This is a genomic window from Rathayibacter sp. VKM Ac-2856, from assembly GCF_013205055.1.
GTDB lineage: Bacteria > Actinomycetota > Actinomycetes > Actinomycetales > Microbacteriaceae > Rathayibacter.
Map to the genome: position 1 here is coordinate 204,199 of NZ_JABMLF010000006.1, position 26,243 is coordinate 230,441.

The following is a 26,243-nucleotide window of genomic DNA, read 5'->3' on the forward strand; positions in this document are numbered from 1 at the left end:
CGGCGCGGCCGACCGGGGGAGACCGTGCGTGACGTGGCCCCCTCCGCCTGGTAGTCTTGCGAGGTTGCCCGCCGCTCTGTAGCCGAGCGGAGCAGCGCATCCCTCTGAATCGCGCAGTCCGCCACCGCGGTCACCCTGCCTCCCGCACCCGCGGGGGGACACGACCTCGGCGCCCGCCCTCCTCCCGGAGCCGGCGGACGAGGACTGCGACCGAACCTCTCAGACCCTGGAAGGACCACAGTGTCGACCACCTCACGTACCCGTTCGAAGACGCGCCTCTCGCGCGCCCTCGGCATCCCCCTGACCCCGAAGGCCGCCCGCTACCTCGAGAAGCGTCCCTACGCTCCCGGTGAGCACGGCCGCTCGAAGCGCAAGGCCGACTCCGACTACGCGGTCCGCCTGCGGGAGAAGCAGCGTCTGCGCGCCCAGTACGGCATCCGCGAGAAGCAGCTCCGCATCGCCTTCCAGGAGGCGCGCCGCACCCAGGGCCTGACCGGTGAGAACCTGGTCGAGCTCCTCGAGATGCGCCTCGACGCCCTCGTCCTGCGCTCGGGCTTCGCCCGCACCACCGCGCAGGCTCGCCAGTTCGTCACCCACCGCCACATCATGGTGGACGGCCAGACGGTCGACCGCCCCTCCTTCCGCGTGAAGCCGGGTCAGGTCATCCACGTCAAGACCCGCTCCGAGGGCACCGAGCCCTTCCAGGTCGCGGCCGCCGGCGGTCACGTCGACGTCCTGCCCAAGACCCCGGGCTACCTCGAGGTCGAGATCGACAAGCTCCAGGCCACGCTCCTGCGTCGCCCGAAGCGCGCCGAGGTCCCCGTGACCTGCGAAGTCCAGCTCGTCGTCGAGTACTACGCGGCCCGCTAGTCGACCGCACCCCGTTGGAGAGGCCCCGGCTCACGCCGGGGCCTCTCCTCGTTCCCGGACCGACTCCGCGTTCCCGGCCCCTCGTGTCGTCCGCGTCCCTCGTGTCGTCCGCGTCCCTCCCTCAGCGTGCGTCTCGCCTCTCGCCCTCCGGTTCGTCCCCCGACATCCGGCTCGTGATCCGCGCTCCGGCTCGCTGAATCCGGGTGATCTCACGTGCCGGGACCGTTCCCGCGTGCCGGACGTGTCGCTGCGGGATCTCCGGCTCGTGATTCGTGCTCCGGCTCGAAGAATCGGGGCGTTCCAGCGTGCCGAGGGTCTTCTCGCGTGCCGAAGGCAGTGCTGCTGGATCTCCGGCTCGTAGTTCCTGCTTCGGCTCGCAGCAGTCGAGTGTTCCCGCGTGCCCGACGTCTTCTCACGTGCCGGAGGTGTTGCTGCTCGCTCTCCGGCTCGTGATTCTCGCTCCGGCTCGCAGAATCCGGCTGTTCTCGCGTGCCGGGGGTCTTTTCGCGTGCCGGAGGTGGGGGTGCTGGAGCTTCGGCTCGTGATTCTCGCTCCGGCTCGCAGAATTCGGTGATTACAGCGTGCCCAGCGTCTTTTCGCGTGCTCGAGGTGTGGCTGCTGGAGCTTCGGCTCGTGGTTCGTGCTTCGGCTCGCAGAATCCGGCAGTTCTCGCGTGCCGGGGGTCTTTTCGCGTGCCGGAGGTGTGGCCGCTGGAGCTTCGGCTCGCGATTCTCGCTCCGGCTCGCAGGATTCGGTGATTACAGCGTGCCCAGCGTCTTTTCGCGTGCCGGAGGTGCGGCTGCTGCAGCTTCGGCTCGTGGTTCGTGCTTCGGCTCGCGGAATCAGGGCGTTTCAGCGTGCCGAGGGACTTTTCGCGTGCCGGAGGTGGGGGTGCTGCATTCTCGGCTCGTGGTTCGTTGTCCGGCTCGCAGAATCCGGCAGTTCTCGCATGCCGGGGGTCTTCTCGCGTGCCGGAGGTGTGGCTGCTGGAGCTTCGGCTTGTGGATCGTGCTTCGGCTCGCGGAATCAGGGCGTTTCAGCGTGCCGAGGGACTTTCCGCGTGCCGAAGGTGTGGCTGCTGGAGCTTCGGCTCGTGGTTCGTGCTCCGGCTCGCAGGATCCGGCAGTTCTCGCGTGCCGAGGGACTTTTCACGTGCCGGAGGTGGGGCTGCTGGAGCTTCGGCTCGTGGTTCGTGGTTCGGCTCGCTGGATCGGGGCGGTTCCCGCGTGCCGGAGGTGGTTCCGCGTGCCGGGGGTGCCGGCGGGGAGGCGCGGGCCGGGGGAGTCGGGGTGCTCCGGCGGCCGGCGCGCTGCGGGGCGGCCTGTGCGCTGCGGGGCGGCCGGAGCCCGCGGGACGGCGGCGACGGGGCCGCTCCGCGCCGCGGATAGGGTGGAGTGCCGCATCCGGGCGGCGCCGAAACGGAGGTCATCGTGTCCGGTGGAGACATCGCAGGGCTCATCGCCGCGGGGGTGTTCGCGATCCTCGTGGCCGTGGCCGCCGTGCCGCTCTGGAAGCTCGGGCGGGTCTTCGACAGCACGAGCGAGGCGATCAAGCAGGCGAGCGACGGCCTGACCCCGATCCTCGACGAGTCGGCCTCGACGCTGCGCGAGGCGAATCAGCAGCTCGCCCGCGTCGACACGATCACGAAGGACGTGGCCGAGGTCACCGGCAACGTCAACGCGCTCGTCGCCCTCACCGCGGCGACCGTCGGCGGACCGCTGATCAAGCTCGCCGGGTTCACCGCCGGCGTCCGGGCGGTCCTCGTGGCCGGCCGCACGGCGGACAAGGCCGGCAGCGCGGTCGGACGCGGCGTCGCGCGCCGCTCTCGGCGCACCCGCAGGTCCTCCTCCAGGTAGGCCGCCGCGCGCGCCCTACAATCGAGGGGGTCGTCGCGCCCTCGCGCCGGTCGCCGTGTGGAAGGAAATGCTGTGAAGAACGTCGTGCTGATCGTCATCGGGATCGGTCTCGGGTTCGCCGTCGCGCACCAGGTGTCCCGCACCGCCGCGGGCGCCCGCCTGTTCGAGGACATCAACCGCACGGCGAAGGAGCTCGGCGACGCCGTCTCCGAGGGCTACCACCAGCGCGAGGCCGAGCTGAAGGCCGCCATCGGCGAGGGCTGACGCCCCGCACCCCCGACAGACCCGCCCGACACCCGCGTCGACCCGCTCGACCGACACCGTGATGGAACCCATGCAGACCGCAGACATCCGCAACCGCTGGCTCGACTTCTTCGGAAGCCGCGGGCACACCGTGGTCCCCTCCGCCTCCCTCGTGAGCGAGGACCCGAGCCTGCTCTTCACCGTCGCCGGCATGGTGCCGTTCGTGCCCTACCTCACTGGCGTCGTGCCCGCGCCGTACCCGCGTGCGACCAGCGTGCAGAAGTGCATCCGCACGAACGACATCGAGGAGGTCGGCAAGACCCCCCGCCACGGCACGTTCTTCCAGATGAACGGCAACTTCTCCTTCGGCGACTACTTCAAGGAGGGGGCGATCGGCTACGCCTGGGAGCTCCTCACCGGCAGCGAGAGCGACGGCAACCTCGGCTTCGACGAGAAGGACCTCTGGGTCACGGTCTACAAGGACGACGACGAGGCCATCGCGCTCTGGAAGAAGATCGCCGGCCTGCCCGACGAGCGGATCCAGCGCCTCGACAAGGACACCAACTACTGGTCCACCGGCCAGCCCGGCCCGGCCGGTCCCTGCTCCGAGATCTTCTTCGACCGCGGTCCCGCGTACGGCGCCGACGGCGGCCCGGCGACCGACGACGACCGCTACGTCGAGATCTGGAACCTCGTCTTCATGCAGTACCTGCGCGGGCAGGGCACCAGCAAGGTCGACTTCGACATCCTCGGCGAGCTGCCGAGCAGGAACATCGACACCGGCATGGGCCTCGAGCGCGTCGCGTTCCTCAAGCAGGGCGTCGAGAACATGTACGAGATCGACCAGGTTCGCCCCGTCCTCGACCGCGCCGCCGAGCTCTCCGGCCGCCGCTACGGCGCCGTCCACGAGGACGACGTGCGCATGCGCGTCATCGCGGACCACGTCCGCTCCTCGCTGATGCTGCTGTCCGACGGCGTGACGCCGTCGAACGAGGGCCGCGGCTACATCCTGCGCCGCCTGATGCGCCGCACCGTGCGCGCCATGCGCCTCCTCGGCGTCGACACCGCGACGTTCCCCGAGCTGTTCACGGCCTCGCGCGACGCGATGGCGTCGGCCTATCCCGAGGTCTCCACCGAGTTCGAGCGCCTCTCCACGAGCGCCTACGGCGAGGAGGAGGCGTTCCTGCGCACCCTCGCGGCCGGCACCGAGATCCTCGACCTCGCCGTGCTGAAGACCAAGAAGGCCGACGCGGCCACGCTCCCCGGCGACACCGCCTTCCTCCTGCACGACACCTTCGGCTTCCCGATCGACCTCACCCTCGAGATCGCCGAGGAGTCCGGCCTCAGCGTGGACCGCGAGGCGTTCGACTCCCTGATGACCGCGCAGCGCACCCGCGCGAAGGCCGACGCGAAGTCGAAGAAGTCGGCCCTCGCCGATCTCTCCGTCTACGCCGACTTCCGCGCCAAGGGCGAGACGCTCTTCACCGGCTACGACGTGCTCGACACCGAGTCGCGGATCCTGGGCCTCATCGTGGGCGGCCACTCCGTCTCGAAGGCGGTCGCCGGCGACATCGCCGAGGTGATCCTCGAGGCGACCTCGCTCTACGCCGAGTCCGGCGGTCAGGAGGCCGATGCCGGCCGCATCGTCGGCAACGGCTTCGACCTCGAGGTCCTCGACGTGCAGAAGCCGGTCAAGGGCCTGATCAGCCACAAGGTCCAGGTCGCGAGCGGAGAGGTCGGCGTCGGCGACGCCGCCACCTCCGTCGTCGACCGCGACTGGCGCCGCGGCGCCCGGCAGGCGCACTCCGGCACCCACCTCATCCACGCGGCGCTCCGCCAGGTGCTCGGCCCGCAGGCGCACCAGTCCGGCTCGTTCAACAAGGCCGGCTACCTGCGCCTGGACTTCTCCTGGAACCAGGCGCTCTCGCTCGAGACCCGCAGCGAGATCGAGGACATCGCCAACGGCGCGATCCGGGACAACCTCGAGGTCGTCACCCGCGAGCTCCCGCTCGACGAGGCCAAGGCGCTCGGCGCGATGGCGCTCTTCGGCGAGAAGTACGGCGAGGTCGTCCGCGTCGTCGACATCGGCGGCCCCTGGTCGCGCGAGCTGTGCGCCGGCACCCACGTCGGCACCTCCGCCGAGATCGGGCTGATCAGCCTGATCAGCGAGTCCTCGGTCGGGTCCACCAACCGCCGCGTCGAGTCGCTCGTCGGCCGCGAGGCGCTGAGCGAGCTGGTCGCCGAGCGCGCGCTGGTCAGCACGATCTCCTCCTCGCTGAAGACCCCGCGCGAGCAGCTGCCCGACCGCATCGCTGAGCTCGTCGCGAGCCTCAAGGCGGCCGAGAAGCGGATCGCGGGCTTCGAGGCCCGCGCCCTCGCCGAGCGCGTCCCCGCGATCGCCGCCAACCGGCGCGCGATCAACGGCATCACCGTCGTCGCCGAGAACATCGGCACCGCCGGTTCCGGCGACGAGCTGCGCTCGCTCGTGATCTCGGTGCGCGAGCGCCTCGGCCAGGAGGCGGCGGTCGTCGCCCTCGCGGCCGACGTCGCCGGCAAGCCCGCCGTCATCGTCGCGACCACACCCGCCGCCCGCGAGCTCGGTCGGAAGGCGGGCGTGCTCGCCCGTCGCGCCGCCGGGATCCTCGGCGGCGGCGGTGGCGGCAAGGACGACCTCGCGCAGGGCGGCGGGTCGGACGTGTCCGCCATCGGCGCCGCGCTCGAGGCCGTCGTCGAGGAAGCGACCCGCTGAATGGAGCGGTTCGGCGTCCGGCTCGGCATCGACGTGGGTCGCTCCCGCATCGGTGTCGCACGCTGCGACGCCGACGGTCTCCTCGCCGTGCCGGTGGAGACCGTGCCGCGTGCGGCGGAGGCGCCAGACGGCTCCGACGTCGCCCGCATCGCCGCCCTCGCGGCCGAGTTCGGGGCCACGGCGATCGTCGTCGGCCTCCCGCTCTCGCTCTCCGGCGCCGAGACCGCCTCGACCGAGGACGCGATCGACTTCGCCGGCCGCATCGCCGCCGCCGTCCCGACCGCCCCGGTGCGGCTCGTGGACGAGCGGCTCTCGACGGTCAGCGCCCAGAGCGCCCTGCACCTCTCCGGACGCAGCACCCGCGGCTCCCGCGCCGTGATCGACCAGGTCGCCGCCGTGGTGATCCTGCAGCACGCCATCGATTCCGAGCGCTCGTCCGGTTCCCCGGCCGGGTCCGCGCTCGAACCGAACGAAGGACGGCCCACCCGTGACCGACGTCCCCCCGAGCCGCCGCGCCGCCCGCGCCGCCGAGGCCGATCAGCAGAGTCAGCTCCCGCACAGCCCGGAGCGGTCCGCCTCGAGTGAGGCGGAGCACGACCCGATCGATCACCTGTTCGCCGGCCCCGAGGTCGGCGCCCCGCGCGACCGCGGAGACGCCGTCGCCGCCGCGCACCCCGATGCCGCGACGTCGACCCGTCGCCGCCGAGCGAAGCGCGAGAACCGTCCGCGTCGCAGCCGACGCGGACTGATCGGCGGGCTCCTCGCCTTCGGCGTCTTCGTGGCGCTCGTCGCCATCGCCGTGACGATCTTCGTCGAGCCGGTGCGCGCGCTCTTCGCCGAGCCGGAGCCGACCGACTACACCGGCACCGGCACGAGCGAGGTCGTCTTCACGATCCACCAGGGCGACGGCGGCAGCACCATCGCCGAGAACCTAGTCACGGACGGCGTGATCAAGTCGTACGCGCCGTTCTACGACCTGCTGCTGGCGCAGAGCTCCGAGCCCGTCTTCCAGCCGGGCGCCTACTCCCTGAAGGCCGAGATGAGCGCGAAGGCTGCCCTCTCGGCGCTCCTGGACTCCGAGTCGACCCGACTCGCGAACACCTTCGTCATCCCCGAGGGCACGTCGCTCAAGGGGGCGCTGCCGCTGATCGCGGACGGCTCGGGCGTCGCCCTCGCCGACCTCGAGGCCGCGGCCGCGGACTGGGGCTCGTACGGACTGCCGGCCGAGGCGACCAGCCTCGAGGGCTTCCTCTTCCCCGCGACCTACGACATCGATCCGGGCACCTCGGCGCACGACATCCTGCAGACGCTCGTCAACCGGATGTACCAGTCGCTCGACGCCGCGGGCGTCCCGGTCGAGAACCGCTACCGGACGGTCGTCTTCGCCTCGCTCGTGCAGCGCGAGGCCCGCGTCGCCGAGGACTTCCCGAAGGTCGCGCGCGTGTTCCAGAACCGACTCGACCAGGGCTGGCGCATGCAGTCGGACGCGACCGTCGCCTACGGCACCGGCGCCACCGACCGCGTGACGACGACCGACGCGGAGCGCAACGACGCGAGCAACATCTACAACACCTACCAGCGCGACGGACTGCCGCCCGCGCCGATCTCGAACCCCGGCGACGTCGCGATCCAGGCGGTGCTCCAGCCGGCGGACGGCACCTGGCTCTACTTCGTCACGGTGAACCTCGAGACGGGTGAGACGGTGTACTCGACGACCGACGCCGAGCACAACGCGGCCGTGGCGCAGTGGCAGGCGTGGATGCGGGACCACCCGGAGTACCAGTGACCGAGGGCGCGGCGGCGGTCGGCGGCCGACGCCTCGCGGTCCTCGGCTCGCCGATCGCGCACTCCCGCTCGCCCGAGCTGCACGCTGCGGCGTACCGGGTGCTCGGCCTCGACTGGAGCTACACGGCCGTCGAGGCGACGGAGGCGACGCTCGCCGACGTCGTCGCCGATCCGGCGGCACGGTGGCACGGCCTGTCGCTGACGATGCCGCTCAAGCACGCGGTGCGCCCGCTGCTCGACGAGGAGGACCTGGTCGCGCGGGCGACGGGAGCGGTGAACACCGTGTTGCTCGACCGCTCCGGCGCAGCGCCGCGCCTGCGCGGCTTCAACACCGACGTCGCCGGCATCGTCCGCGCACTCGGCGAGGCGGGCGTGCACACGGCCGAGCGCGTCGAGATCCTCGGGGGAGGGGCGACGGCCGCCTCGGCCCTCGCCGCGGCGGCCGAGCTCGGTGCCGCACGCGTGCGGGTCACCCTCCGCTCGCCGGGGAAGGCCGCGCCGCTGGCCGCGATCGCCGCCGCGGTGGGGGTCGCCCTCGACGTCCGCCCGCTCTCGGAGTGGGACGGCCGGGACCCGGCGCCGCTGCTCGTCTCGACCCTGCCCGGCGGCGCCTCCGCCGAGCTCGCGGTGCCCGACGCCGTGGTCGCGGCGTCGACCCTCTTCGACGTCGCCTACTCGCCCTGGCCGAGCCCGCTCGCGCTGCGCTGGGGCGCGGCCGGCTCGCCCGTGGTCTCGGGCCTCGGCATGCTGCTGCACCAGGCGCTGCTGCAGGTGCGGGTGTTCGTCGGCGGCGACCCCGCCGTGCCGCTGCCGGACGAGGACGCGGTGCTCGCCGCGATGCGCGCGACGCTGCCGCCTCACTCCGGCGCCTGAGCCGTCGCGCGCGGGCCGTGCTCGCGGGGCGCCCCCGGGAGCGGGAGGGGCCGCCGGGCGCGTGCGGCCCGGGGTGCGTGTGCGAGAATCGGAGGATGCTCCGTTGGCTCACGGCCGGGGAATCCCACGGTCCCGAACTCGTCGCCGTCCTCGAAGGACTGCCGGCGGGTGTCCCCGTCTCCCTCGACGACATCCGCGCCGACCTCGCTCGGCGCAAGCTCGGCTACGGTCGCGGCGCCCGGATGAAGTTCGAGCAGGACGAGCTGAACGTCTCGTCCGGCATCCGCCACGGCGCCACGATGGGCAGCCCGATCGCACTGCGGATCGGCAACACCGAGTGGGCGCGCTGGGTCGACGTGATGGCGGCCGAGCCGCGCGACCCCGAGACGCTGCCCAAGGGCCGCGGCGCCGCGCTCACCCGTCCGCGCCCGGGCCACGCCGACCTCGTCGGCATGCAGAAGTACGGCTTCGAGGAGTCGCGCAACGTCCTCGAGCGCGCCTCGGCCCGCGAGACCGCGGCCCGCGTCGCGCTCGGCGCCGTCGCCCGCCGGTTCCTCGGCGAGCTCGGCATCACCCTCGTCAGCCACACCCTCGCGATCGGCCCCGTCCGCGTCCCCGAGGGCTCGGCCCTACCGACGCCCGCCGACGTCGACGCGCTCGACGCCGATCCGCTGCGCTGCCACGACGCCGCGACCAGCGCCCTGATGGTGGCCGAGGTCGACCGCGCGCACGACGACGGCGACACGCTCGGCGGCGTGGTCGAGGTGCTCGCCTACGACCTGCCGCCGGGACTCGGCTCCTACGTGCACTGGGACCGCCGGCTCGACGCGCAGCTCGCGGCCGCGCTGATGGGCATCCAGGCGATCAAGGGCGTGGAGGTCGGCGACGGCTTCCTCACCACCACGCGCCGCGGCTCCGAGGCGCACGACGAGCTCTTCGCGGCCGAGGGCGGCATCGGCCGCTCGAGCGACCGCGCCGGCGGCACCGAGGGCGGCATGAGCACGGGCACGGTCCTGCGCGTCCGCGCCGGCATGAAGCCGATCGCGACCGTCCCGCACGCACTGCGCACGGTCGACGTCGCCACCGGCGAGGCGGCCGGCGCGCACCACCAGCGCTCCGACGTCTGCGCCGTCCCCGCCTCGGGCGTCGTCGCCGAGGCGATGGTCGCCCTGGTGCTCGCGAACGCCGTGCTGGAGAAGTTCGGCGGCGACAGCGTCACCGAGACCCGCCGCAACCTCCAGGGCTACCTCGCCGCCATCCCAGACGAGCTGCGCACGCTCGCCGCCAGCGATCCGGCGCTCGGTCTCGTCTGATGCCCGAGCACTCACCGGACCGGGCCCGCTGATGGCGGGTCACGATACCGGCGCGGCCCGCGCCCGCGTCGTCCTGATCGGCCCGATGGGGGCCGGCAAGACGACGATCGGCAAGCGGGTCGCGAAGGCCCTGGCGGCCGAGTTCGTCGACTCCGACGCCGAGTTCGTCCGTCGGCACGGCCCGATCGCCGCGTACTTCGACCTGCACGGCGAGGCCTCCTTCCGCATCGAGGAGCGCCGCGTCGTCGAGCAGGCCGTCCGCCGCGAGGTCGTGCTGAGCCTGGGCGGGGGAGCGGTGCTCGACGAGGGCACGCGCGCCGACCTGGCCGGCGTGCCCGTCGTGCTGCTGACGACCACCGCGGAGGCCGTGCGCGACCGGCTCGGCTCCGGCCGCCCGCTCGTCCGCGGCGGGGTCGAGGACTGGACCCGCATCTTCGACTCCCGGCGCGCGGTGTACGAGTCGCTCGCCGACACCGTCGTCGACTCGTCGCGCCGCCCGATCACGACCCTCGCCGCCGAGGTGACCGCCTGGGTGCGCGAGCGCGAGGCGGCCGCGGGACGCGCGAGCGCGACTCCCGCCGCCGCGTCACACGCCGGCACGACCCGGCCCGCAGGCACGACGCCGCCCGCCGGCACGACACAGTCCACCAGCACGACAGAACCGGCGGCCCCCACCGGCCGCCCGACCGGAAGAAGAGCATGAACGACGGCGCCACCGCCCTCACCGTCACCGGAGAGAACGGCTACGACATCACGGTCGGCCGCGGCCTCCTCGACGGCCTCGCCGACGCGATCGGCCCGCGAGCGGCCAAGGTGCTGATCGTGCACCCGCCGACGCTCGCGGTGCTGGCCGCGGAGATCCGCGAGAGCCTCCTCGACCGCTACGAGGTGCTGCTCGCCGAGGTGCCGGACGCCGAGGCCGCGAAGCGCGTCGAGGTCGCGGCCTTCTGCTGGCAGGTCATGGGCCAGTCCGACTTCACCCGGACGGACGCGGTCGTCGGCTTCGGCGGCGGCGCGATCACCGACCTGGCCGGCTTCGTCGCCGCGACCTGGCTCCGCGGCGTCGACCTCGTGCAGGTGCCGACCACGGTGCTCGGCATGGTCGACGCGGCCGTGGGCGGCAAGACCGGCATCAACACGGCCGAGGGCAAGAACCTCGTCGGCGCCTTCCATGCGCCTCGCGCGGTCGTCGCCGATCTCGACGTGCTGACGAGCCTGCCGCGCAACGAGATCCTGGCCGGCTTCGGCGAGATCGTGAAGTACGGCATGATCGCCGAGCCGCGGATCCTGGACATCATCGAGTCGGACGTGGACCTCGCGACCGACCCGACGTCGGAGGAGTTCCGCAGCCTGGTCGAGCTGTCGATCGGCATCAAGGCGCGCGTCGTCAGCGAGGACTTCACCGAGAAGGGCCTGCGCGAGATCCTGAACTACGGCCACACCCTCGGGCACGCGGTCGAGCACGCGGAGCGCTACCAGTGGCGCCACGGCGCGGCCGTGTCGGTCGGCATGATGTTCGCCGCCGAGCTCTCCCGCCTCACCGGCTCGCTCAGCGACGCGGTGGTCGACCGCCAGCGCAGCGTCCTCGAATCGCTGACCCTGCCGACGAGCTACCCGCTCGGCCGCTGGGAGACGCTGCTCGCGGCGATGCAGCGCGACAAGAAGTCCCGTGCGGGCATGCTGCGCTTCGTCGTCCTCGACGACCTCGCGCGGCCGAGCATCCTGCAGGGGCCGGAGACGTCGCTGCTGTTCGCGGCCTACCAGGAGATCGGCGCGTAGAGCGGACTCGGGCGGAGGTCAGCTCCGCCCGTCGTCCCGCCCGCCGCCGTCCCGCCCGCCGCCGCCCACGAGCGCGGCCTCGCGGGCGCGGGCGTGCTCCTCGGCGCTGATGGTCCCGGCGGCGCGCAGGCGGTCGAGCTCGGCGAGCCGGTCCGTGAGGGACGTGCCCTCCGGGCCGACGCCGTGGCGCAGGTAGCGCGCGGCCATGTCCGTCCGCATCGTCGTGGGGTCGATCCCGAGCTGCCGGGAGCGGCGGACGTTGCGGACGATCAGCACGATGATCAGGACGATCACGAGGGCGATCACGAGCGGGACGACCGTGAAGGCGACGGAGTACCACGGCGGCAGGATCACCTGGTTCGGGATCGTCGGCGCGTGGAAGTCGGAGTGGAGCGCCGCGGAGACGGTGCCGGCGGAAGCGGTGCTGAGGGTCATGCGACCTCCTCGGTCGTGGGCGTCCCTCCAGTCTGCTCCCGGTGCTCCGCGACCGCATCGTCCGGCCGGGGGAGCCCGCCCGGCCGCTCGCGGGCCGGACCGACTACACTCGATGGGTTGGCCGGATCGGCCGACCAGCAGACCTCCACGAAACGGATCCCCCTTCGCATGGCCTCTACCACCGACATCAAGAACGGCACCGTCCTCAGCATCGACGGTCAGCTCTGGAACGTCATCGACTTCCAGCACGTGAAGCCGGGCAAGGGCGGTGCGTTCGTGCGCACCAAGATGAAGAACGTGCTGACGGGCAAGGTCGTCGACAAGACCTTCAACGCCGGCGCCAAGATCGACACGGCCAACGTCGACCGTCGCGACTTCCAGTACCTCTACCGCGACGGCGCGGACTTCGTCTTCATGGACACCTCGGACTACGACCAGATCACGGTCCCCGAGGCCGTCGTCGGCGACGCGGCGAACTTCATGCTCGAGAACCAGAACCTGACCCTCGCGCTGCACGACGGCGACCCGCTCTACGTCGAGCTCCCCGCCTCCGTCGTGCTCGAGATCACGTACACCGAGCCCGGCCTGCAGGGCGACCGCTCGACCGGCGGCACCAAGCCCGCCACGGTCGAGACCGGCTACCAGATCCAGGTCCCGCTCTTCCTCGAGCAGGGCACCAAGGTCAAGGTCGACACCCGCACGGGCGACTACCTCGGCCGCGTCAGCTGAGCCGGGGCTCCCGTGAGTGCTCGGACGAAGGCGCGCAAGCGCGCCCTCGACATCATCTACAACGCCGACGTGCGGCAGATCTCCTTCGCGGAGTCGCTGCGCTCGGAGGCCGAGCGGGCCGCGAACGAGCCCGCGCGTGAGGCGTCCTGGCTGTACGCGCGCGAGATCGTCGACGGCGTCATCGACAACGCCGACGAGATCGACGCGTTGATCGCGCAGCTCGCCAAGGGCTGGACGCTGTCGCGCATGCCGCTGGTCGACCGCGCGATCCTGCGGATCGGCGTGTGGGAGATCCTGCACAACGACGCGGTCCCGGACGGGGTCGCGATCGCGGAGGCCGTCGAGGCGGCGACCGTGCTGTCGACCGACGACTCGGCCGGCTTCATCAACGGGCTGCTCGCCTCCGTCGCGGAGACGCGCGCCACGGCCTGACGCCGCCGGTGGCGGTGGGCGCCTGCGGCGCTGCTCGATCGGCGTGGGTCTCGATACGCGCCTGCGGCGCTACTCGACCAGCATGGATGGCACCTCTGCGGCGGTGCCTCCGCTCATGCTGATCGAGTAGCCCGCGGAGCGGGCGTATCGAGATCCACCATCGCCGGACGGGTGCGGTGCAGACCGCCGTTCCGACAATGGCGGGTCTCGATACGCCGTCCGGCGGACGGCTACTCGACCAGCATGGACGGCGCCTCGACTCATGCTGATCGAGTAGCCCGCGGAGCGGGCGCATCGAGATCCACCGTCGCCGGGCGGGAGCGGGCGGACCCCTATACTCGCAGAGGCATTTCCTTTAAGGCCGTCCAGAGAGACGGGGAAGGAGGTCGGTGTGACGGCACGAATCGTGCTCAGCAGCGCTGACATCACGCGCGCTCTGACGCGCATCGCTCACGAGATCCTCGAGTCGAACCGGGGTGCGGAGTCGCTGGTGATCCTCGGGATCCCGACCCGCGGAGTCGCCCTCGCGCGGCGCATCGCCGAGACGATCGCCCGGATCGAGCCCGGCGCCGAGCCGGTGTTCTCCGGCTCCCTCGACGTCACGATGTACCGCGACGACCTCGCCCACCACCCGACGCGCACGCCCGCGCGCACCGCCGTCCCGGCGAGCATCGACGGCCGCACGGTCGTCCTGGTGGACGACGTCCTCTTCTCCGGCCGCACCATCCGCGCCGCCCTCGACGCCCTCAGCGACATCGGCCGCCCGCGCGCCGTCCGCCTGGCCGCACTGGTCGACCGCGGGCACCGCGAGCTGCCGATCCGCGCGGACTTCGTCGGCAAGAACCTGCCGAGCAGCCTCAGCGAGCGGATCAACGTCCGCCTGGTCGAGACCGACGGCGAGGACCTCGTCGCGATCGAGACCGTCGCCGTCGAGTCCGCGCCGGAGGGAGGGACCCGATGAGGCACCTGCTCTCCACCCGCGACCTCGACCGCGCCTCCGCGATCGGCCTCCTCGACATCGCCGAGGACATGTCGGACGTGCAGAACCGCGAGGTCAAGAAGCTGCCGACCCTGCGCGGGAAGACGGTGGTGAACCTCTTCTTCGAGGACTCCACCCGCACCCGCATCTCCTTCGAGGCCGCGGCGAAGCGCCTCTCGGCCGACGTGATCAACTTCAGTGCGAAGGGCTCCAGCGTCTCGAAGGGCGAGAGCCTCAAGGACACCGCGCAGACCCTCGCGGCGACGGGCGCCGACGGCGTCGTCATCCGCCACCACGCGTCGGGCGCCCCGGCCGTGCTCGCGGCGAGCGGCTGGATCGACGCCGCGATCCTCAACGCCGGCGACGGCACGCACGAGCACCCCACCCAGGCGCTGCTCGACGCCTTCACCATCCGCCGCCGGCTGCACGGCGCGGGGGCCTCCCGCGGCAAGAGCCTCGACGGCGTCGCCGTGACGATCGTCGGCGACATCCTGCACTCCCGCGTCGCCCGCTCCAACGTCTGGCTGCTGACCGCGCTCGGCGCGGAGGTGACGCTCGTCGCACCGCCGACGCTCGTCCCGGTCGACACCCTCGACTGGCCGGCGACGATCCGCTTCGACCTCGACGACGCGATCGACTCCGGCCTGCCCGACGTGGTGATGCTGCTGCGCATCCAGCTCGAGCGGATGTCGAGCGGCTTCTTCCCCAACGGCCGCGAGTACGCGCGGATCTGGGGCCTGGACGACGAGCGGCTCGCCCGCCTCGGCCCGGATACCATCGTGATGCACCCCGGACCCATGAACAGGGGCGTCGAGATCTCCTCGGCCGCCGCCGATTCGAGCCGCTCCACGGTGCTCGAGCAGGTCGCGAACGGGGTGTCCGTCCGGATGGCTGCGCTGTACCTGCTGCTGTCCGGTGAAAGGGAGGTCCTGTGATGACCGGTACGAGGATCCTCCTCTCGGGAGCGACGCTCGCCGACGAGACGACGGCCGACGTCCTGATCGACGGAGGCGTGATCGTCGAGATCGGCACCGATGTCGACTCGAGCGGCGCGCGCGTGATCGACGCCGACGGGCTCCTGGCGCTGCCAGGCCTGGTCGACCTGCACACGCACCTCCGCGAGCCCGGCTTCGAGCAGAGCGAGACGGTGCTCACCGGCACCCGCGCCGCCGCGGCCGGCGGCTTCACGGCCGTCTTCGCGATGGCCAACACCTCGCCGGTGCAGGACACCGCCGGCGTCGTCGAGCAGGTGCAGAGCCTGGGCGAGGACGCGGGCTACGCGACCGTCCGCCCGATCGGAGCGGTGACCGTCGGCCTGGCGGGGGAGTCGCTCGCCGAGCTCGGCGCGATGGCCCGCAGCCGCGCCGCCGTCCGCGTCTTCTCGGACGACGGCAAGTGCGTCTCGGACGCGCTGCTGATGCGCCGCGCCCTCGAGTACGTGAAGGCGTTCGACGGCGTCGTCGCCCAGCACGCGCAGGAGCCGCGGCTCACCGTCGGCGCGCAGATGAACGAGGGCGCCGTCTCCAGCGCCCTCGGGCTGCAGGGCTGGCCGGCCGTGGCGGAGGAGGCGATCATCGCCCGCGACGTGCTGCTGGCCGAGCACGTCGGCTCGCGCCTGCACGTCTGCCACGTCTCCACCGCCGGCTCGGTCGACGTGATCCGCTGGGCCAAGGCCCGCGGCATCGACGTCACGGCCGAGGTCACCCCGCACCACCTGCTGCTCTCGGAGCAGTTGATCGCCGGGAACGGGAACGGCGACGGCGCCGCCTACGACGCGCGCTTCAAGGTCAACCCGCCGCTGCGCCGCGACGAGGACGTCCTCGCCCTCCGCGAGGCCCTCGCCGACGGCACCGTCGACATCGTCGCGACCGACCACGCCCCGCACCCGGTCGAGGCGAAGGACTGCGAGTGGGACGCCGCCGCCTTCGGGATGGTCGGCCTCGAGAGCGCCCTCAGCGTCGTGCACGCCGCGATGGTCGAGGACGGCCGGCTGAGCTGGGCCGACGTCGGCCGCGTGCTCTCCTCCGCCCCCGCCCGGATCGGGCGCCTCGACGGCTACCAGCACGGACTCGCCGTGGGCGCCGCCGCCAACGTCGTGCTCTACGACCCGGAGGTGCGCCGCCGCTTCTCGACCGGGGACCTCCGCGGACGCAGCACCAACTCGCCCTACCTCGGTCGCGAGCTGCCGGGACGCGTCGTGGCGACGCTGCACCGGGGCGTCCCGACCGTCCTCGACGGCGAGCTCGTCGACGCGGCGACCGTCTCGGCGGCCGCGAGGAGCGCTCGTGGATAGGACCGTCATCGCGATCGTCATCGCCGCGGTCGTCGCGCTCGTCTTCGTCGGGATGATCCTGTCCTGGCGCGCGCGCCGCCGCCGCTCGGCCGCCCTCGCTCCAGACCCCGTGGCCGCCGAATCCCTCGGCGCCGAGCGCGAGGCCGTCGAGCTGCCCTACGTCGCGACGACCCGGTTCGAGCAGCCGCTCGAGCGCGTCGTGCTGCCGGGCCTCGGCTTCCGCGGGAAGGCGACGCTGCGCCTGCACGAGCGCGGCGTCGTCCTCGCCCCCGTCGGCGAGCGCGAGACGGTCATCCCCGCGGCGCTCCTGCGCGGCGCCGGCGAGGGCTCCTACGCCATCGACCGCGTCGTCGAGGAGGGCGGGCTGCTCGTGCTCTCCTGGTCGCCGCGCGGCGACGAGGTCGTGGACAGCTACCTCCGCGTCGCCGACCCCGCGCTGCGCCGTCGCCTCGTCGACGAGCTCCGCCGCCTCGCCGGCCCCGATTCCTCCCCCTCCCACCCCGGGACCGCCGACGGCGGCCCCGACTCGACCCAGAAGGGCTCCTAGTCCGTGCCAACCACACGCCTCAGCACCGAACCCACCGCAGTCCTCGTCCTCGAGGACGGGCGACGATTCTCGGGTCAGGCCTACGGCGCACGCGGCCGCACCCTCGGTGAGATCGTCTTCGCGACCGGCATGACCGGCTACCAGGAGACGCTGACCGACCCGTCCTACGCCGGTCAGATCGTCGTGCAGACCGCCCCGCACATCGGCAACACCGGGATGAACGACGAGGACGAGGAGTCGCGCCGCATCTGGGTCGCCGGCTACGTCGTCCGCGACCCCTCCCGCGTGGTCTCCAACTTCCGCTCGCAGCGCTCGCTCGACGACGACCTCGAGAAGGACGGCATCGTCGGCATCTCCGGTGTCGACACCCGCGCGATCACCCGGCACATCCGCTCCGTCGGCTCGATGCGCTCCGGCGTGTTCTCGGGCGAGGACCTCTCCCTGCCGGAGGAGGAGCAGCTCGCGCTGGTCCTCGGCGGCGCGCAGATGGCGGGCCTCAACCTCTCCTCCGCGGTCTCGACCGAGGAGCGCTACACCGTGCCCGCGACGGGCGAGCGCGTCGGCTCCGTCGCCGTGATCGACCTGGGCGTCAAGACCTCGACGGTGAACTACCTCGCCGAGCGCGGCTTCGACGTGCACGTGCTGCCCGAGTCGACGACCGCCGAGCAGGTGCTCGCGCTCGAGCCCTCCGCGCTGTTCTTCTCCAACGGCCCCGGCGACCCGGAGGCCTCCGACCGCCACGTCGACCTGCTGCGCACCACGCTGCGCGCCGACCTGCCGTTCTTCGGCATCTGCTTCGGCAACCAGCTGCTCGGCCGCGCGCTCGGCTTCGGCACCTACAAGCTGCCGTTCGGCCACCGCGGGATCAACCAGCCGGTGCTGGACAAGCTGACCGGCCGGGTCGAGATCACCTCGCAGAACCACGGCTTCGCGGTCGACGCGCCCATCGACGGCGAGCTCGACTCGCCCGAGGGCTTCGGCCGGGTCGAGGTCAGCCACTACAGCCTCAACGACTCGGTCGTCGAGGGGCTCCGCTGCCTCGACATCCCCGCCTTCTCGGTCCAGTACCACCCGGAGGCGGCGGCCGGCCCGCACGACTCCAACCACCTCTTCGACCGCTTCCGCGCCATGGTCGTGCAGCGCACGGCCGAGCAGGGCGGCGCCGAGCCCGCCCGCGCAGACTCCACCGACACCACCGCCACCACCGGAGAGCAGAAGTAATGCCCCGCAGGGAAGACATCAGAAGCGTCCTCGTCATCGGCTCCGGCCCGATCGTCATCGGCCAGGCGGTCGAGTTCGACTACTCGGGCACTCAGGCCTGCCGCGTGCTGCGCGAGGAGGGCGTCCGCGTCATCCTCGTCAACTCGAACCCGGCGACGATCATGACCGACCCGGACTTCGCCGACGCGACCTACGTCGAGCCGATCACCCCGAAGGCGATCGAGGCGATCATCGCCAAGGAGCGCCCCGACGCGATCCTGCCGACCCTCGGCGGCCAGACCGCGCTCAACGCCGCGATCCAGCTGCACGACCTCGGGATCCTCGAGAAGTACGACGTCGAGCTGATCGGCGCGAGCTTCGAGGCGATCAACCGCGGCGAGGACCGCCAGATCTTCAAGCAGCTCGTGCTCGACGCGGGCGCCGACGTCGCGAAGTCGTACATCGCGCACACCGTCGAGGAGGCGATCGGCTTCGCCGAGGACCTCGGCTACCCGCTGGTCATCCGCCCCTCCTTCACCATGGGCGGCCTCGGCTCCGGCTTCGCGTACACCCGCGAGGAGCTCGTGCGGATGGTCGGCGACGGCCTGCACCAGAGCCCCACCACCGAGGTCCTCCTCGAGGAGTCGATCCTCGGCTGGAAGGAGTACGAGCTCGAGCTGATGCGCGACACGGCCGACAACACGGTCGTCGTCTGCTCGATCGAGAACGTCGACCCGGTCGGCGTGCACACCGGCGACTCGATCACCGTCGCCCCGGCGCTGACGCTGACCGACCGCGAGTACCAGAAGCTGCGCGACATCGGCATCCGGATCATCCGCGACGTGGGCGTGGACACCGGCGGCTGCAACATCCAGTTCGCGATCGACCCCGCCGACGGCCGGATCATCGTGATCGAGATGAATCCGCGCGTCTCGCGCTCCTCGGCGCTCGCCTCCAAGGCCACCGGCTTCCCGATCGCCAAGATCGCCGCGAAGCTCGCCATCGGCTACCGCCTCGACGAGATCCCGAACGACATCACCAAGGTGACGCCGGCGAGCTTCGAGCCGACCCTCGACTACGTCGTGGTCAAGGTGCCGCGCTTCGCCTTCGAGAAGTTCCCCGCCGCCGACAAGACGCTGACCACGACCATGAAGTCGGTCGGCGAGGCGATGGCGATCGGCCGCAACTACGCGCAGGCCCTGCAGAAGGCGCTCCGCTCGCTGGAGAAGCGCGGCTCCTCCTTCCACTGGGGCCCCGAGTCGCGCTCGGTCGACGAGCTGCTCGAGATCGCGCGGACGCCGACCGACGGCCGCATCGTCACGGTGCAGCAGGCGCTGCGCCTCGGCGCGAGCGTCGAGCAGGCCTTCGAGGCCACGAAGATCGACCCCTGGTTCCTCGACCAGATCGTGCTGATCAACGAGATCGCCGAGCTGGTGCGCGAGCACGACGGCCTCGACGCGGGTGTCCTGCGCCTGGCCAAGGACCACGGCTTCTCGGACGTGCAGATCGCGCAGCTGCGCGGTCTCGGGGAGGCCGAGGTGCGCCGCACCCGGTACGAGCTCGAGGTGCGCCCGGTCTACAAGACGGTCGACACCTGCGCGGGGGAGTTCCCGGCGCTCACGCCGTACCACTACTCCTCCTACGACGAGGAGACCGAGGTCGTCGCGGCCGACCGCCGCAAGGTCGTCATCCTCGGCTCGGGCCCGAACCGCATCGGCCAGGGCGTGGAGTTCGACTACTCCTGCGTGCACGCGTCGTTCGCGCTCTCGGCCGCCGGGTTCGAGACGATCATGATCAACTGCAACCCCGAGACGGTCTCGACCGACTACGACACCTCCGACCGCCTGTACTTCGAGCCGCTGACGCTCGAGGACGTGCTCGAGGTCATCCACGCGGAGTCGCGCTCCGGCGAGCTCGTCGGCGTCGTCGTCCAGCTCGGCGGCCAGACCGCGCTCGGCCTCGCGGCGGGCCTCGAGGCGGAGGGCGTGCCGATCCTCGGCACCACGCCCGCCGACATCGACCTCGCGGAGGAGCGCGGCGCGTTCTCGCGGATCCTCGACGAGGCGGGCCTGCTCGCTCCGCGGAACGGCACGGCCACCGACCTCGAGGGCGCCCTCGCGGTCGCGGTCGAGATCGGCTACCCCGTCCTCGTGCGCCCCTCGTTCGTCCTCGGCGGCCGCGGCATGGAGATCGTCTACGGCTCCCCGCAGCTCGAGGACTACTTCGCCCGGATGGCCGACGAGGGCATCATCGACGCCACGCACCCGCTGCTCGTCGACCGCTTCCTCGACGACGCCATCGAGATCGACGTCGACGCGCTCTACGACGGCGAGCAGCTCTACATCGGCGGCGTGATGGAGCACATCGAGGAGGCGGGGATCCACTCCGGCGACTCGGCGTGCACCCTGCCGCCGGTCACCCTGGGCCGCCAGCAGATCGACAAGGTGCGCGAGGCCACCCTCGCCATCGCCGAGGGCGTCGGCGTCCGCGGCCTGCTGAACGTGCAGTTCGCCATCGGCCAGGGCGTGCTCTACGTCCTGGAGGCGAACCCGCGCGCCTCGCGCACCGTGCCCTTCGTCTCGAAGGCGCTGGGCATCCCACTCGCGAAGGCCGCCTCGCGCCTGATGGTCGGCGAGACGATCGCAGAGCTCAAGGCCGAGGGCCTGCTGCCCGAGCGCGACGGCTCCGACGTGCCGATGGACTCGCCGATCGCGGTCAAGGAGGCGGTGCTGCCCTTCAAGCGCTTCCGCACCAAGGACGGCCAGATCGTCGACTCCCTGCTCGGCCCCGAGATGCGCTCGACCGGAGAGGTGATGGGGATCGACCGCGACTTCCCCCGCGCCTTCGCTAAGAGCCAGGAGGCGGCCTACGGCGGCATGCCCGCGAGCGGCACCGTGTTCATCTCGGTCGCCGACCGCGACAAGCGCTCGATCGTGCTGCCGGCGCTGCGCCTGCGCCAGCTCGGCTTCGAGATCCTCGCCACGGAGGGCACGGCCGAGGTGCTCAACCGCAACGGCATCCAGGCCCGGGTGGTCCGCAAGTACAGCGAGGAGGCCGTCGACGACGCGCCGTCGATCGTCGAGCTGGTCAACCGCGACCAGGTCGACGTCGTGATCAACACGCCGAGCGGTGGCGCCTCGCGCGCCGACGGCTACGAGATCCGCGCCGCCGCGGTCGCCGCGGACAAGCCGCTGTTCACCACCATCGCCCAGCTCGCCGCGGCCGTCGCCTCCCTCGACGCCGCCGCCGAGCCGTTCGAGGTGACGAGCCTGCAGGACTACGCGATCCGCCGGGCGGAGCGCACGGCGTGACCGACGGGGTCGCGCAGCCGGGCGCCGGGTCCTTCGGCGCCCGGCTCGAGGCAGCGTTCGACGCGTTCGGGCAGCTCTGCGTGGGGATCGACCCGCACGCGTTCCTGCTCGACGCCTGGGGGCTCGCGGACTCCGCGGCCGGGCTGGAGTCGTTCGGCCGGCGCGTCGTGGAGGCGGCGGCCGGGCGGGTCGGCCTGGTGAAGCCGCAGGTGGCGTTCTTCGAGCGGCACGGCTCCGCGGGCTACGCGGCGCTCGAGCGCGTCCTCGCCGACGCGCGCGCCGCGGGTCTGCTCGTCATCGCCGACGCCAAGCGCGGCGACATCGGCACGAGCGTCACGGCCTACGCCGAGGCGTGGCTGCGCCCGGGCTCGCCGCTCGAGGCCGACGCGATGACGGCCGCCGCCTACCAGGGCGTCGGCTCGCTCGAGGGCATGCTCGCCCTCGCGGAGGAGTCGGGCAAGGGCGTCTTCGTCCTCGCCGCGACCTCCAACGCCGAGGCGCGGCCCGTCCAGCGCGCGCTGCTGCAGGACGGCCCGGCCGCCGACTCGACCGTGGCGCACGCGGTGCTGGCCGACGTGGCATCCTGGAACGAGGGACACGCGCGCTCGTCGATCGGCTCGGTCGGCGTCGTGCTCGGGGCCACGGTCGCGCTCGGCGACTACGGCATCGGCACGGGCACTCCGCTCCGCCCCGCACTGCCGGTGCTGGCCCCCGGCTTCGGCCACCAGGGTGCCGACACCGCGGAGGCGTCACGGCTGTTCGGAGCGCTGGCCGCCTCGACGATCGTCAGCGAATCGCGCAGTGTCCTCGGCGCCGGACCCGACGGGATCGCCGCCGAGATCGACCGCCGAGCCGCACACCTCCAGGAGACCCTTGTCCGCTGAAGCCGTCAGCCCGATCGATCCCGCCGCCGCACCGGACGGCCCGCTCGCCGCGCAGCGCCCCGCACCGCCCGCGGTCGACCGCCGCGCCGCCTCGGCCGCCGCGATCGCCGCCCGCCGCGCCCGCGCCGTGGTGAAGAAGGCCGTCGCCGCCGGCGACCGCCCGGCCACCGCCGTGCTCGCCGCCGCGCAGGAGGACCCGACCGGGGTCGAGGGGCGGATGCGCGTCAGCGAGCTGCTGCGCTCGGTGCCCGCCCTCGGCGTCGTCAAGACCCCGCGCGTGATGGAGCAGCTGGGCATCGCCCCGTCCAAGCGCCTCGGCGGCCTCGGCCGGCGCCAGGTCGAGGGCCTCGGCGCGTTCCTCGAGGAGCGGGAGTCGCGCCAGCGCCGCGGAGAGCGCAACCGCCTCGTCGTCCTGGCCGGACCGACCGCGGTCGGCAAGGGCACCGTCTCGACCTACATCCGCGAGAACTACCCCGACGTCCTGCTGTCGGTCTCCGCGACCACCCGCGCGCCCCGCCCCGGCGAGGTCGAGGGCGTCAGCTACTACTTCGTCGACGACGCCGAGTTCGACCGGATGGTCGAGGCGGGGGAGTTCCTCGAGTACGCGACCGTGCACAACGCCTACCGCTACGGCACCCCGCGCGGGCCGATCGACGCCGCGCTCGCGGCCGGCCGCCAGGTGATGCTCGAGATCGACATCCAGGGCGCGCGGCAGGTCCGCGAGCGGATGGCCGACGCCCGGCTGGTCTTCCTGCTGCCCCCGAGCTGGGACGAGCTGGTGCGCCGGCTGGTCGGCCGCGGGACCGAGAGCCCGGAGGAGCAGGAGCGCCGTCTGGCGACGGCACGCGTCGAGCTGGCCGCGCAGGACGAGTTCGATTTCGCGGTCGTGAACAGCACCGTGCCCGAAGCGGCCCGCGAGGTCGTAGAATTGATGTCGCCTCGTGCCGACAGCACGCCCGCCGATCCGGGCCGCTGAGACCGAGACCACCGACCACCTCCGGGCCGACGCCCCGATCGCCCTCCCCGGTGATCGCGCGCCGTGCCGCTCCGGAGCCGCAGATCGGCGCTTCGCGCCACGCTAGGAGACACCATGGCCAACAACCTCGGCATCATCGACCCGCCCATCGACGAGCTGCTCTCGAAGGTCGACTCGAAGTACGCGCTCGTCATCTTCGCCTCCAAGCGCGCGCGCCAGATCAACGACTACTACGCCGACCTCCACGAGGGCAGCCTGTTCGACAACGTCGGCCCGCTGGTCGACTCGACCATCGACGACAAGCCGCTCTCGGTCGCGCTGCACGAGATCAACGAGGACAAGCTCGTCGCCCAGCCGCTCGCCGAGCCCCTCGCCGAGTAGCACCGTCCCGGTGCGCTCCTCGGGATGCGGGCAGTGCGGACGCCGCCGGTGAGCGGCGCCCGCTCGACGGGGCGCTCTGCCCGCCGGCTCAACGTCGTCGTCGGGATCACCGGCGGCATCGCCGCCTACAAGGCGGTCGGCGTCGTCCGCGCGCTGGTCCTCGAGGGGCACGACGTCCACGTCGTCGCCACCGAGGCCGCGCTGCGCTTCGTCGGCACGCCCACCCTCGAGGCGATCTCGCGGAACACGGTGCACACCGGGCTCTACGAGGGCGTCGCCGAGGTGCGGCACGTGGCGATCGGCCAGGCGGCCGATCTCATCGTGATCGCCCCGGCGACCGCGCACACCCTGGCCAAGCTCGCCACCGGCCTCGCCGACGACCTGCTCGGCAACACCGTGCTCGCCAGCACCGCGCCCGTCGTGGTCGCGCCGGCGATGCACACCGAGATGTGGGCGAACGCCGCCACCGTCGCGAACATCGCGACCCTCCGCTCCCGCGGCGTCCACATCGTCGGCCCCGCGGTCGGCCGGCTCACCGGCGCCGACTCCGGACCGGGCCGCATGGAGGAGCCCGCGACGATCGTCGCCGAGGCCCTCGCCGTGCACGCGCGGGCCACCGCCGCCCGGCGCGATCTCGAGGGCCTGCGCGTCCTCGTCACCGCGGGCGGCACGCGCGAGCCGCTCGACCCGGTCCGCTTCGTCGGCAACCGCTCCAGCGGCCGCCAGGGCGTCGCACTCGCGGTCGCGGCGGCCGCGCGCGGCGCGAGCGTGACCGTCCTCGCCGCTAACCTCGACATCGAGGCGCCGCAGGGCGTCGAGGTGGTCGAGGTCGGGACGGCTCTCGAGCTGCGCGAGGCGGCGCTCGTCGCCGCCCGCGACGCCGACATCGTGATCATGGCCGCGGCCGTCGCCGACTACCGGCCGGCCGACGTCTCCGAGGCCAAGATCAAGAAGGAGCAGCAGGGCGACCGCCTCGTCCTCGAGCTCGTGAAGAACCCGGACATCCTCGCCGAGATCTCCGCCGCGAAGACCGACGGGCAGCTGATCGTCGGCTTCGCCGCCGAGACGGAGCCGGACCGCGACGCGATGCTCGCCCTCGGCCGCGCCAAGATCGCCCGCAAGGGCTGCGATCTGCTCGTCCTCAACAGGGTCGGCTGGGCCGAGGGCTTCCAGAGCGACAGCAACACCGTGGTGGTCCTCGATCGGGCCGGAGATATAGTGATCGAGGCTTCCGGCAGCAAGGCGTCGGTGGCCGATCGCGTCCTCGACGTGGTCGCGCGCTAGGGCGTCACCCTGGCCCGGTCCGCCCCCGGTGAGAGGGCGAGCCCGGTGCGGGACTGCACCGGATCGAGACAGCTCCGGCTGCCGCGCCGATACGGAATGAGACGCTCGACATGACCTCCGGCCCCCTCCGCCTCTTCACCTCCGAGTCCGTGACCGAGGGTCACCCCGACAAGATCTGCGACCAGATCTCGGACCGCATCCTCGACGCGCTCCTCCGCGAGGACCCGCGCAGCCGCGTCGCCGTGGAGACCCTCGTCACCACGGGTCTCGTGCACGTCGCCGGCGAGGTCTCCACCTCCGGCTACGTCGAGATCCCCGCGATCGTCCGCGACACGATCGTCGAGATCGGCTACGACTCGTCGCTCAAGGGCTTCGACGGGCGCTCCTGCGGCGTGTCCGTCTCGATCGGGCAGCAGTCCCCCGAGATCGCCGCGGGCGTCGACACGGCGCTCGAGGTGCGCGGCGACTCCTCCGACGACGACGTCTTCGACCGCCAGGGCGCGGGCGACCAGGGCCTGATGTTCGGCTTCGCCACGGACGAGACGCCCGAGTACATGCCGCTGCCGAGCTGGCTCTCGCACCGCCTCGCCGAGCGCCTCGCGGAGGTCCGCAAGACGGGCGAGCTCGACTACCTCCGCCCCGACGGCAAGACCCAGGTCACCATCGGCTACGACGGCACCACGCCCGCCACGATCGACACCGTGGTCCTCTCGACCCAGCACGCCGAGCACGTGAGCACCGCCACGATCCACGCCGACATCGAGGCGCACGTGATCCGGCCCGTCCTCGAGCGGGTCGACCTCGACTCCTCGGCCGTCCGCCTGCTGATCAACCCCTCGGGCCGCTTCGAGATCGGCGGCCCCCAGGGCGACGCCGGTCTCACGGGCCGCAAGATCATCGTCGACACCTACGGCGGGGCGGCCCGCCACGGCGGCGGCGCCTTCTCCGGCAAGGACCCGTCGAAGGTCGACCGCTCGGCGGCCTACGCCATGCGCTGGGTCGCGAAGAACGCGGTCGCCGCGGGTCTCGCCCGCCGGATGGAGGTGCAGGTCGCCTACGCGATCGGCAAGGCCGCGCCCGTCGGCCTCTACGTCGAGACCTTCGGCACCGGCGTCCTGCCCGACGAGCAGATCACCGAGGCGATCCGCTCCGTCTTCGACCTGCGTCCCGCCGCGATCATCCACGCGCTCGACCTGCTCCGCCCGATCTATGCGCAGACCGCGGCCTACGGGCACTTCGGCCGCGAGCTGCCCGACTTCACCTGGGAGCGCCTCGACCGCGTCGACGACCTCCGCTCCGCCGCGGGTCTCTCGTAGGCGCCGAC

General features: G+C 72.4%; 23 protein-coding genes and 1 pseudogene. 23 read left to right on the forward strand and 1 reads right to left on the reverse strand.

Annotation, left to right across the window (positions count from 1 at the left end; genetic code table 11):
• Positions 1-240: 240 nt before the first annotated feature.
• From rpsD to aroB, 10 genes and pseudogenes are all read left to right on the forward strand, one after another.
• Complete coding sequence (rpsD, locus tag HQQ82_RS18165; RefSeq protein WP_123446206.1) at positions 241-870, forward strand: 30S ribosomal protein S4; 630 nt, start codon at positions 241-243, stop codon at positions 868-870.
• A 1,430-nt stretch (positions 871-2,300) separates the two neighbouring features.
• A complete protein-coding gene (locus HQQ82_RS18170) occupies positions 2,301-2,726 on the forward strand; it encodes a DUF948 domain-containing protein (protein WP_173235529.1) in 426 nt (141 codons plus the stop codon).
• 72 nt (positions 2,727-2,798) lie between these two features.
• Positions 2,799-2,990, forward strand: a complete 192-nt coding sequence (locus tag HQQ82_RS18175) for a hypothetical protein (protein ID WP_173235531.1) — start codon at positions 2,799-2,801, stop codon at positions 2,988-2,990.
• A gap of 70 nt (positions 2,991-3,060) precedes the next feature.
• Positions 3,061-5,718, forward strand: coding sequence for an alanine--tRNA ligase (gene alaS / locus HQQ82_RS18180; RefSeq protein ID WP_173235533.1), 2,658 nt, complete (start codon positions 3,061-3,063; stop codon positions 5,716-5,718).
• A pseudogene (gene ruvX / locus HQQ82_RS18185) lies at positions 5,719-6,180 on the forward strand (Holliday junction resolvase RuvX); the annotation flags it as partial.
• 25 nt (positions 6,181-6,205) lie between these two features.
• Positions 6,206-7,504, forward strand: a complete 1,299-nt coding sequence (gene mltG, locus HQQ82_RS18190; protein ID WP_173235537.1) for an endolytic transglycosylase MltG — start codon at positions 6,206-6,208, stop codon at positions 7,502-7,504.
• On the forward strand, positions 7,501-8,376 hold the full coding sequence (locus HQQ82_RS18195; RefSeq protein WP_173235539.1) for a shikimate dehydrogenase: 876 nt from the start codon (positions 7,501-7,503) through the stop codon (positions 8,374-8,376). Before mltG ends, HQQ82_RS18195 begins: the two co-directional genes overlap by 4 nt.
• A gap of 95 nt (positions 8,377-8,471) precedes the next feature.
• Positions 8,472-9,689, forward strand: coding sequence for a chorismate synthase (gene aroC, locus HQQ82_RS18200; RefSeq protein ID WP_173235541.1), 1,218 nt, complete (start codon positions 8,472-8,474; stop codon positions 9,687-9,689).
• A 31-nt stretch (positions 9,690-9,720) separates the two neighbouring features.
• Positions 9,721-10,392 carry a shikimate kinase gene (locus tag HQQ82_RS18205; protein WP_173235543.1) on the forward strand — a complete coding sequence of 224 codons (672 nt, stop codon included), beginning with the start codon at positions 9,721-9,723 and terminating at the stop codon, positions 10,390-10,392.
• Complete coding sequence (aroB, locus tag HQQ82_RS18210; RefSeq protein WP_123446214.1) at positions 10,389-11,468, forward strand: 3-dehydroquinate synthase; 1,080 nt, start codon at positions 10,389-10,391, stop codon at positions 11,466-11,468. Before HQQ82_RS18205 ends, aroB begins: the two co-directional genes overlap by 4 nt.
• Before the next feature lie 18 nt (positions 11,469-11,486).
• On the opposite strand, the gene HQQ82_RS18215 is transcribed toward aroB, so the two are convergent.
• The gene (locus HQQ82_RS18215; protein WP_173235545.1) at positions 11,487-11,903 is read right to left on the reverse strand and encodes a hypothetical protein; all 417 of its coding nucleotides are present in this window, start codon (positions 11,901-11,903) and stop codon (positions 11,487-11,489) included.
• Positions 11,904-12,071: 168 nt separating this feature from the next.
• Between HQQ82_RS18215 and efp the strand changes: the two genes are divergently transcribed.
• The 13 genes from efp (at position 12,072) to metK (ending at position 26,235) form a co-directional block, all read left to right on the forward strand.
• Positions 12,072-12,632, forward strand: a complete 561-nt coding sequence (efp, locus tag HQQ82_RS18220) for an elongation factor P (protein WP_123446216.1) — start codon at positions 12,072-12,074, stop codon at positions 12,630-12,632.
• A gap of 12 nt (positions 12,633-12,644) precedes the next feature.
• A complete protein-coding gene (gene nusB, locus HQQ82_RS18225) occupies positions 12,645-13,064 on the forward strand; it encodes a transcription antitermination factor NusB (RefSeq protein ID WP_173235547.1) in 420 nt (139 codons plus the stop codon).
• A 391-nt stretch (positions 13,065-13,455) separates the two neighbouring features.
• The gene (pyrR, locus tag HQQ82_RS18230) at positions 13,456-14,025 is read left to right on the forward strand and encodes a bifunctional pyr operon transcriptional regulator/uracil phosphoribosyltransferase PyrR (protein ID WP_173235548.1); all 570 of its coding nucleotides are present in this window, start codon (positions 13,456-13,458) and stop codon (positions 14,023-14,025) included.
• Positions 14,022-14,978, forward strand: a complete 957-nt coding sequence (locus tag HQQ82_RS18235) for an aspartate carbamoyltransferase catalytic subunit (RefSeq protein WP_173235550.1) — start codon at positions 14,022-14,024, stop codon at positions 14,976-14,978. Before pyrR ends, HQQ82_RS18235 begins: the two co-directional genes overlap by 4 nt.
• On the forward strand, positions 14,978-16,336 hold the full coding sequence (locus tag HQQ82_RS18240; RefSeq protein WP_173235552.1) for a dihydroorotase: 1,359 nt from the start codon (positions 14,978-14,980) through the stop codon (positions 16,334-16,336). Before HQQ82_RS18235 ends, HQQ82_RS18240 begins: the two co-directional genes overlap by 1 nt.
• Positions 16,329-16,883 carry a hypothetical protein gene (locus tag HQQ82_RS18245; protein WP_173235554.1) on the forward strand — a complete coding sequence of 185 codons (555 nt, stop codon included), beginning with the start codon at positions 16,329-16,331 and terminating at the stop codon, positions 16,881-16,883. Before HQQ82_RS18240 ends, HQQ82_RS18245 begins: the two co-directional genes overlap by 8 nt.
• A gap of 3 nt (positions 16,884-16,886) precedes the next feature.
• The gene (carA, locus tag HQQ82_RS18250) at positions 16,887-18,104 is read left to right on the forward strand and encodes a glutamine-hydrolyzing carbamoyl-phosphate synthase small subunit (protein WP_173235562.1); all 1,218 of its coding nucleotides are present in this window, start codon (positions 16,887-16,889) and stop codon (positions 18,102-18,104) included.
• Positions 18,104-21,394 carry a carbamoyl-phosphate synthase large subunit gene (gene carB / locus HQQ82_RS18255; RefSeq protein WP_173235571.1) on the forward strand — a complete coding sequence of 1,097 codons (3,291 nt, stop codon included), beginning with the start codon at positions 18,104-18,106 and terminating at the stop codon, positions 21,392-21,394. The genes carA and carB overlap by 1 nt, the downstream gene beginning before the upstream one ends.
• Positions 21,391-22,278 (forward strand): orotidine-5'-phosphate decarboxylase, encoded by an 888-nt coding sequence (pyrF, locus tag HQQ82_RS18260; RefSeq protein WP_173235573.1) that lies wholly within the window; start codon positions 21,391-21,393, stop codon positions 22,276-22,278. Before carB ends, pyrF begins: the two co-directional genes overlap by 4 nt.
• Positions 22,279-22,291: 13 nt before the next feature.
• Positions 22,292-23,254, forward strand: coding sequence for a guanylate kinase (gene gmk, locus HQQ82_RS18265; RefSeq protein WP_173235883.1), 963 nt, complete (start codon positions 22,292-22,294; stop codon positions 23,252-23,254).
• A gap of 114 nt (positions 23,255-23,368) precedes the next feature.
• Positions 23,369-23,635 carry a DNA-directed RNA polymerase subunit omega gene (gene rpoZ, locus HQQ82_RS18270; protein ID WP_173235575.1) on the forward strand — a complete coding sequence of 89 codons (267 nt, stop codon included), beginning with the start codon at positions 23,369-23,371 and terminating at the stop codon, positions 23,633-23,635.
• A 48-nt stretch (positions 23,636-23,683) separates the two neighbouring features.
• Positions 23,684-24,919 (forward strand): bifunctional phosphopantothenoylcysteine decarboxylase/phosphopantothenate--cysteine ligase CoaBC, encoded by a 1,236-nt coding sequence (coaBC, locus tag HQQ82_RS18275; protein ID WP_367948012.1) that lies wholly within the window; start codon positions 23,684-23,686, stop codon positions 24,917-24,919.
• A 110-nt stretch (positions 24,920-25,029) separates the two neighbouring features.
• Positions 25,030-26,235, forward strand: coding sequence for a methionine adenosyltransferase (gene metK, locus HQQ82_RS18280; protein WP_173235579.1), 1,206 nt, complete (start codon positions 25,030-25,032; stop codon positions 26,233-26,235).
• Positions 26,236-26,243 lie beyond the last annotated feature (8 nt).

Excerpts from the sequence above, each read along its gene's own strand:
- alaS (WP_173235533.1), top strand. The coding sequence starts at position 3,061 with ATGCAGACCGCAGACATCCGCAACCGCTGGCTCGACTTCTTCGGAAGC.
- aroC (WP_173235541.1), top strand. The coding sequence starts at position 8,472 with ATGCTCCGTTGGCTCACGGCCGGGGAATCCCACGGTCCCGAACTCGTC.
- HQQ82_RS18205 (WP_173235543.1), top strand. The coding sequence starts at position 9,721 with ATGGCGGGTCACGATACCGGCGCGGCCCGCGCCCGCGTCGTCCTGATC.
- aroB (WP_123446214.1), top strand. The coding sequence starts at position 10,389 with ATGAACGACGGCGCCACCGCCCTCACCGTCACCGGAGAGAACGGCTAC.
- HQQ82_RS18215 (WP_173235545.1), bottom strand. The coding sequence starts at position 11,903 with ATGACCCTCAGCACCGCTTCCGCCGGCACCGTCTCCGCGGCGCTCCAC.
- efp (WP_123446216.1), top strand. The coding sequence starts at position 12,072 with ATGGCCTCTACCACCGACATCAAGAACGGCACCGTCCTCAGCATCGAC.
- HQQ82_RS18235 (WP_173235550.1), top strand. The coding sequence starts at position 14,022 with ATGAGGCACCTGCTCTCCACCCGCGACCTCGACCGCGCCTCCGCGATC.
- HQQ82_RS18240 (WP_173235552.1), top strand. The coding sequence starts at position 14,978 with ATGACCGGTACGAGGATCCTCCTCTCGGGAGCGACGCTCGCCGACGAG.
- carB (WP_173235571.1), top strand. The coding sequence starts at position 18,104 with ATGCCCCGCAGGGAAGACATCAGAAGCGTCCTCGTCATCGGCTCCGGC.
- rpoZ (WP_173235575.1), top strand. The coding sequence starts at position 23,369 with ATGGCCAACAACCTCGGCATCATCGACCCGCCCATCGACGAGCTGCTC.
- metK (WP_173235579.1), top strand. The coding sequence starts at position 25,030 with ATGACCTCCGGCCCCCTCCGCCTCTTCACCTCCGAGTCCGTGACCGAG.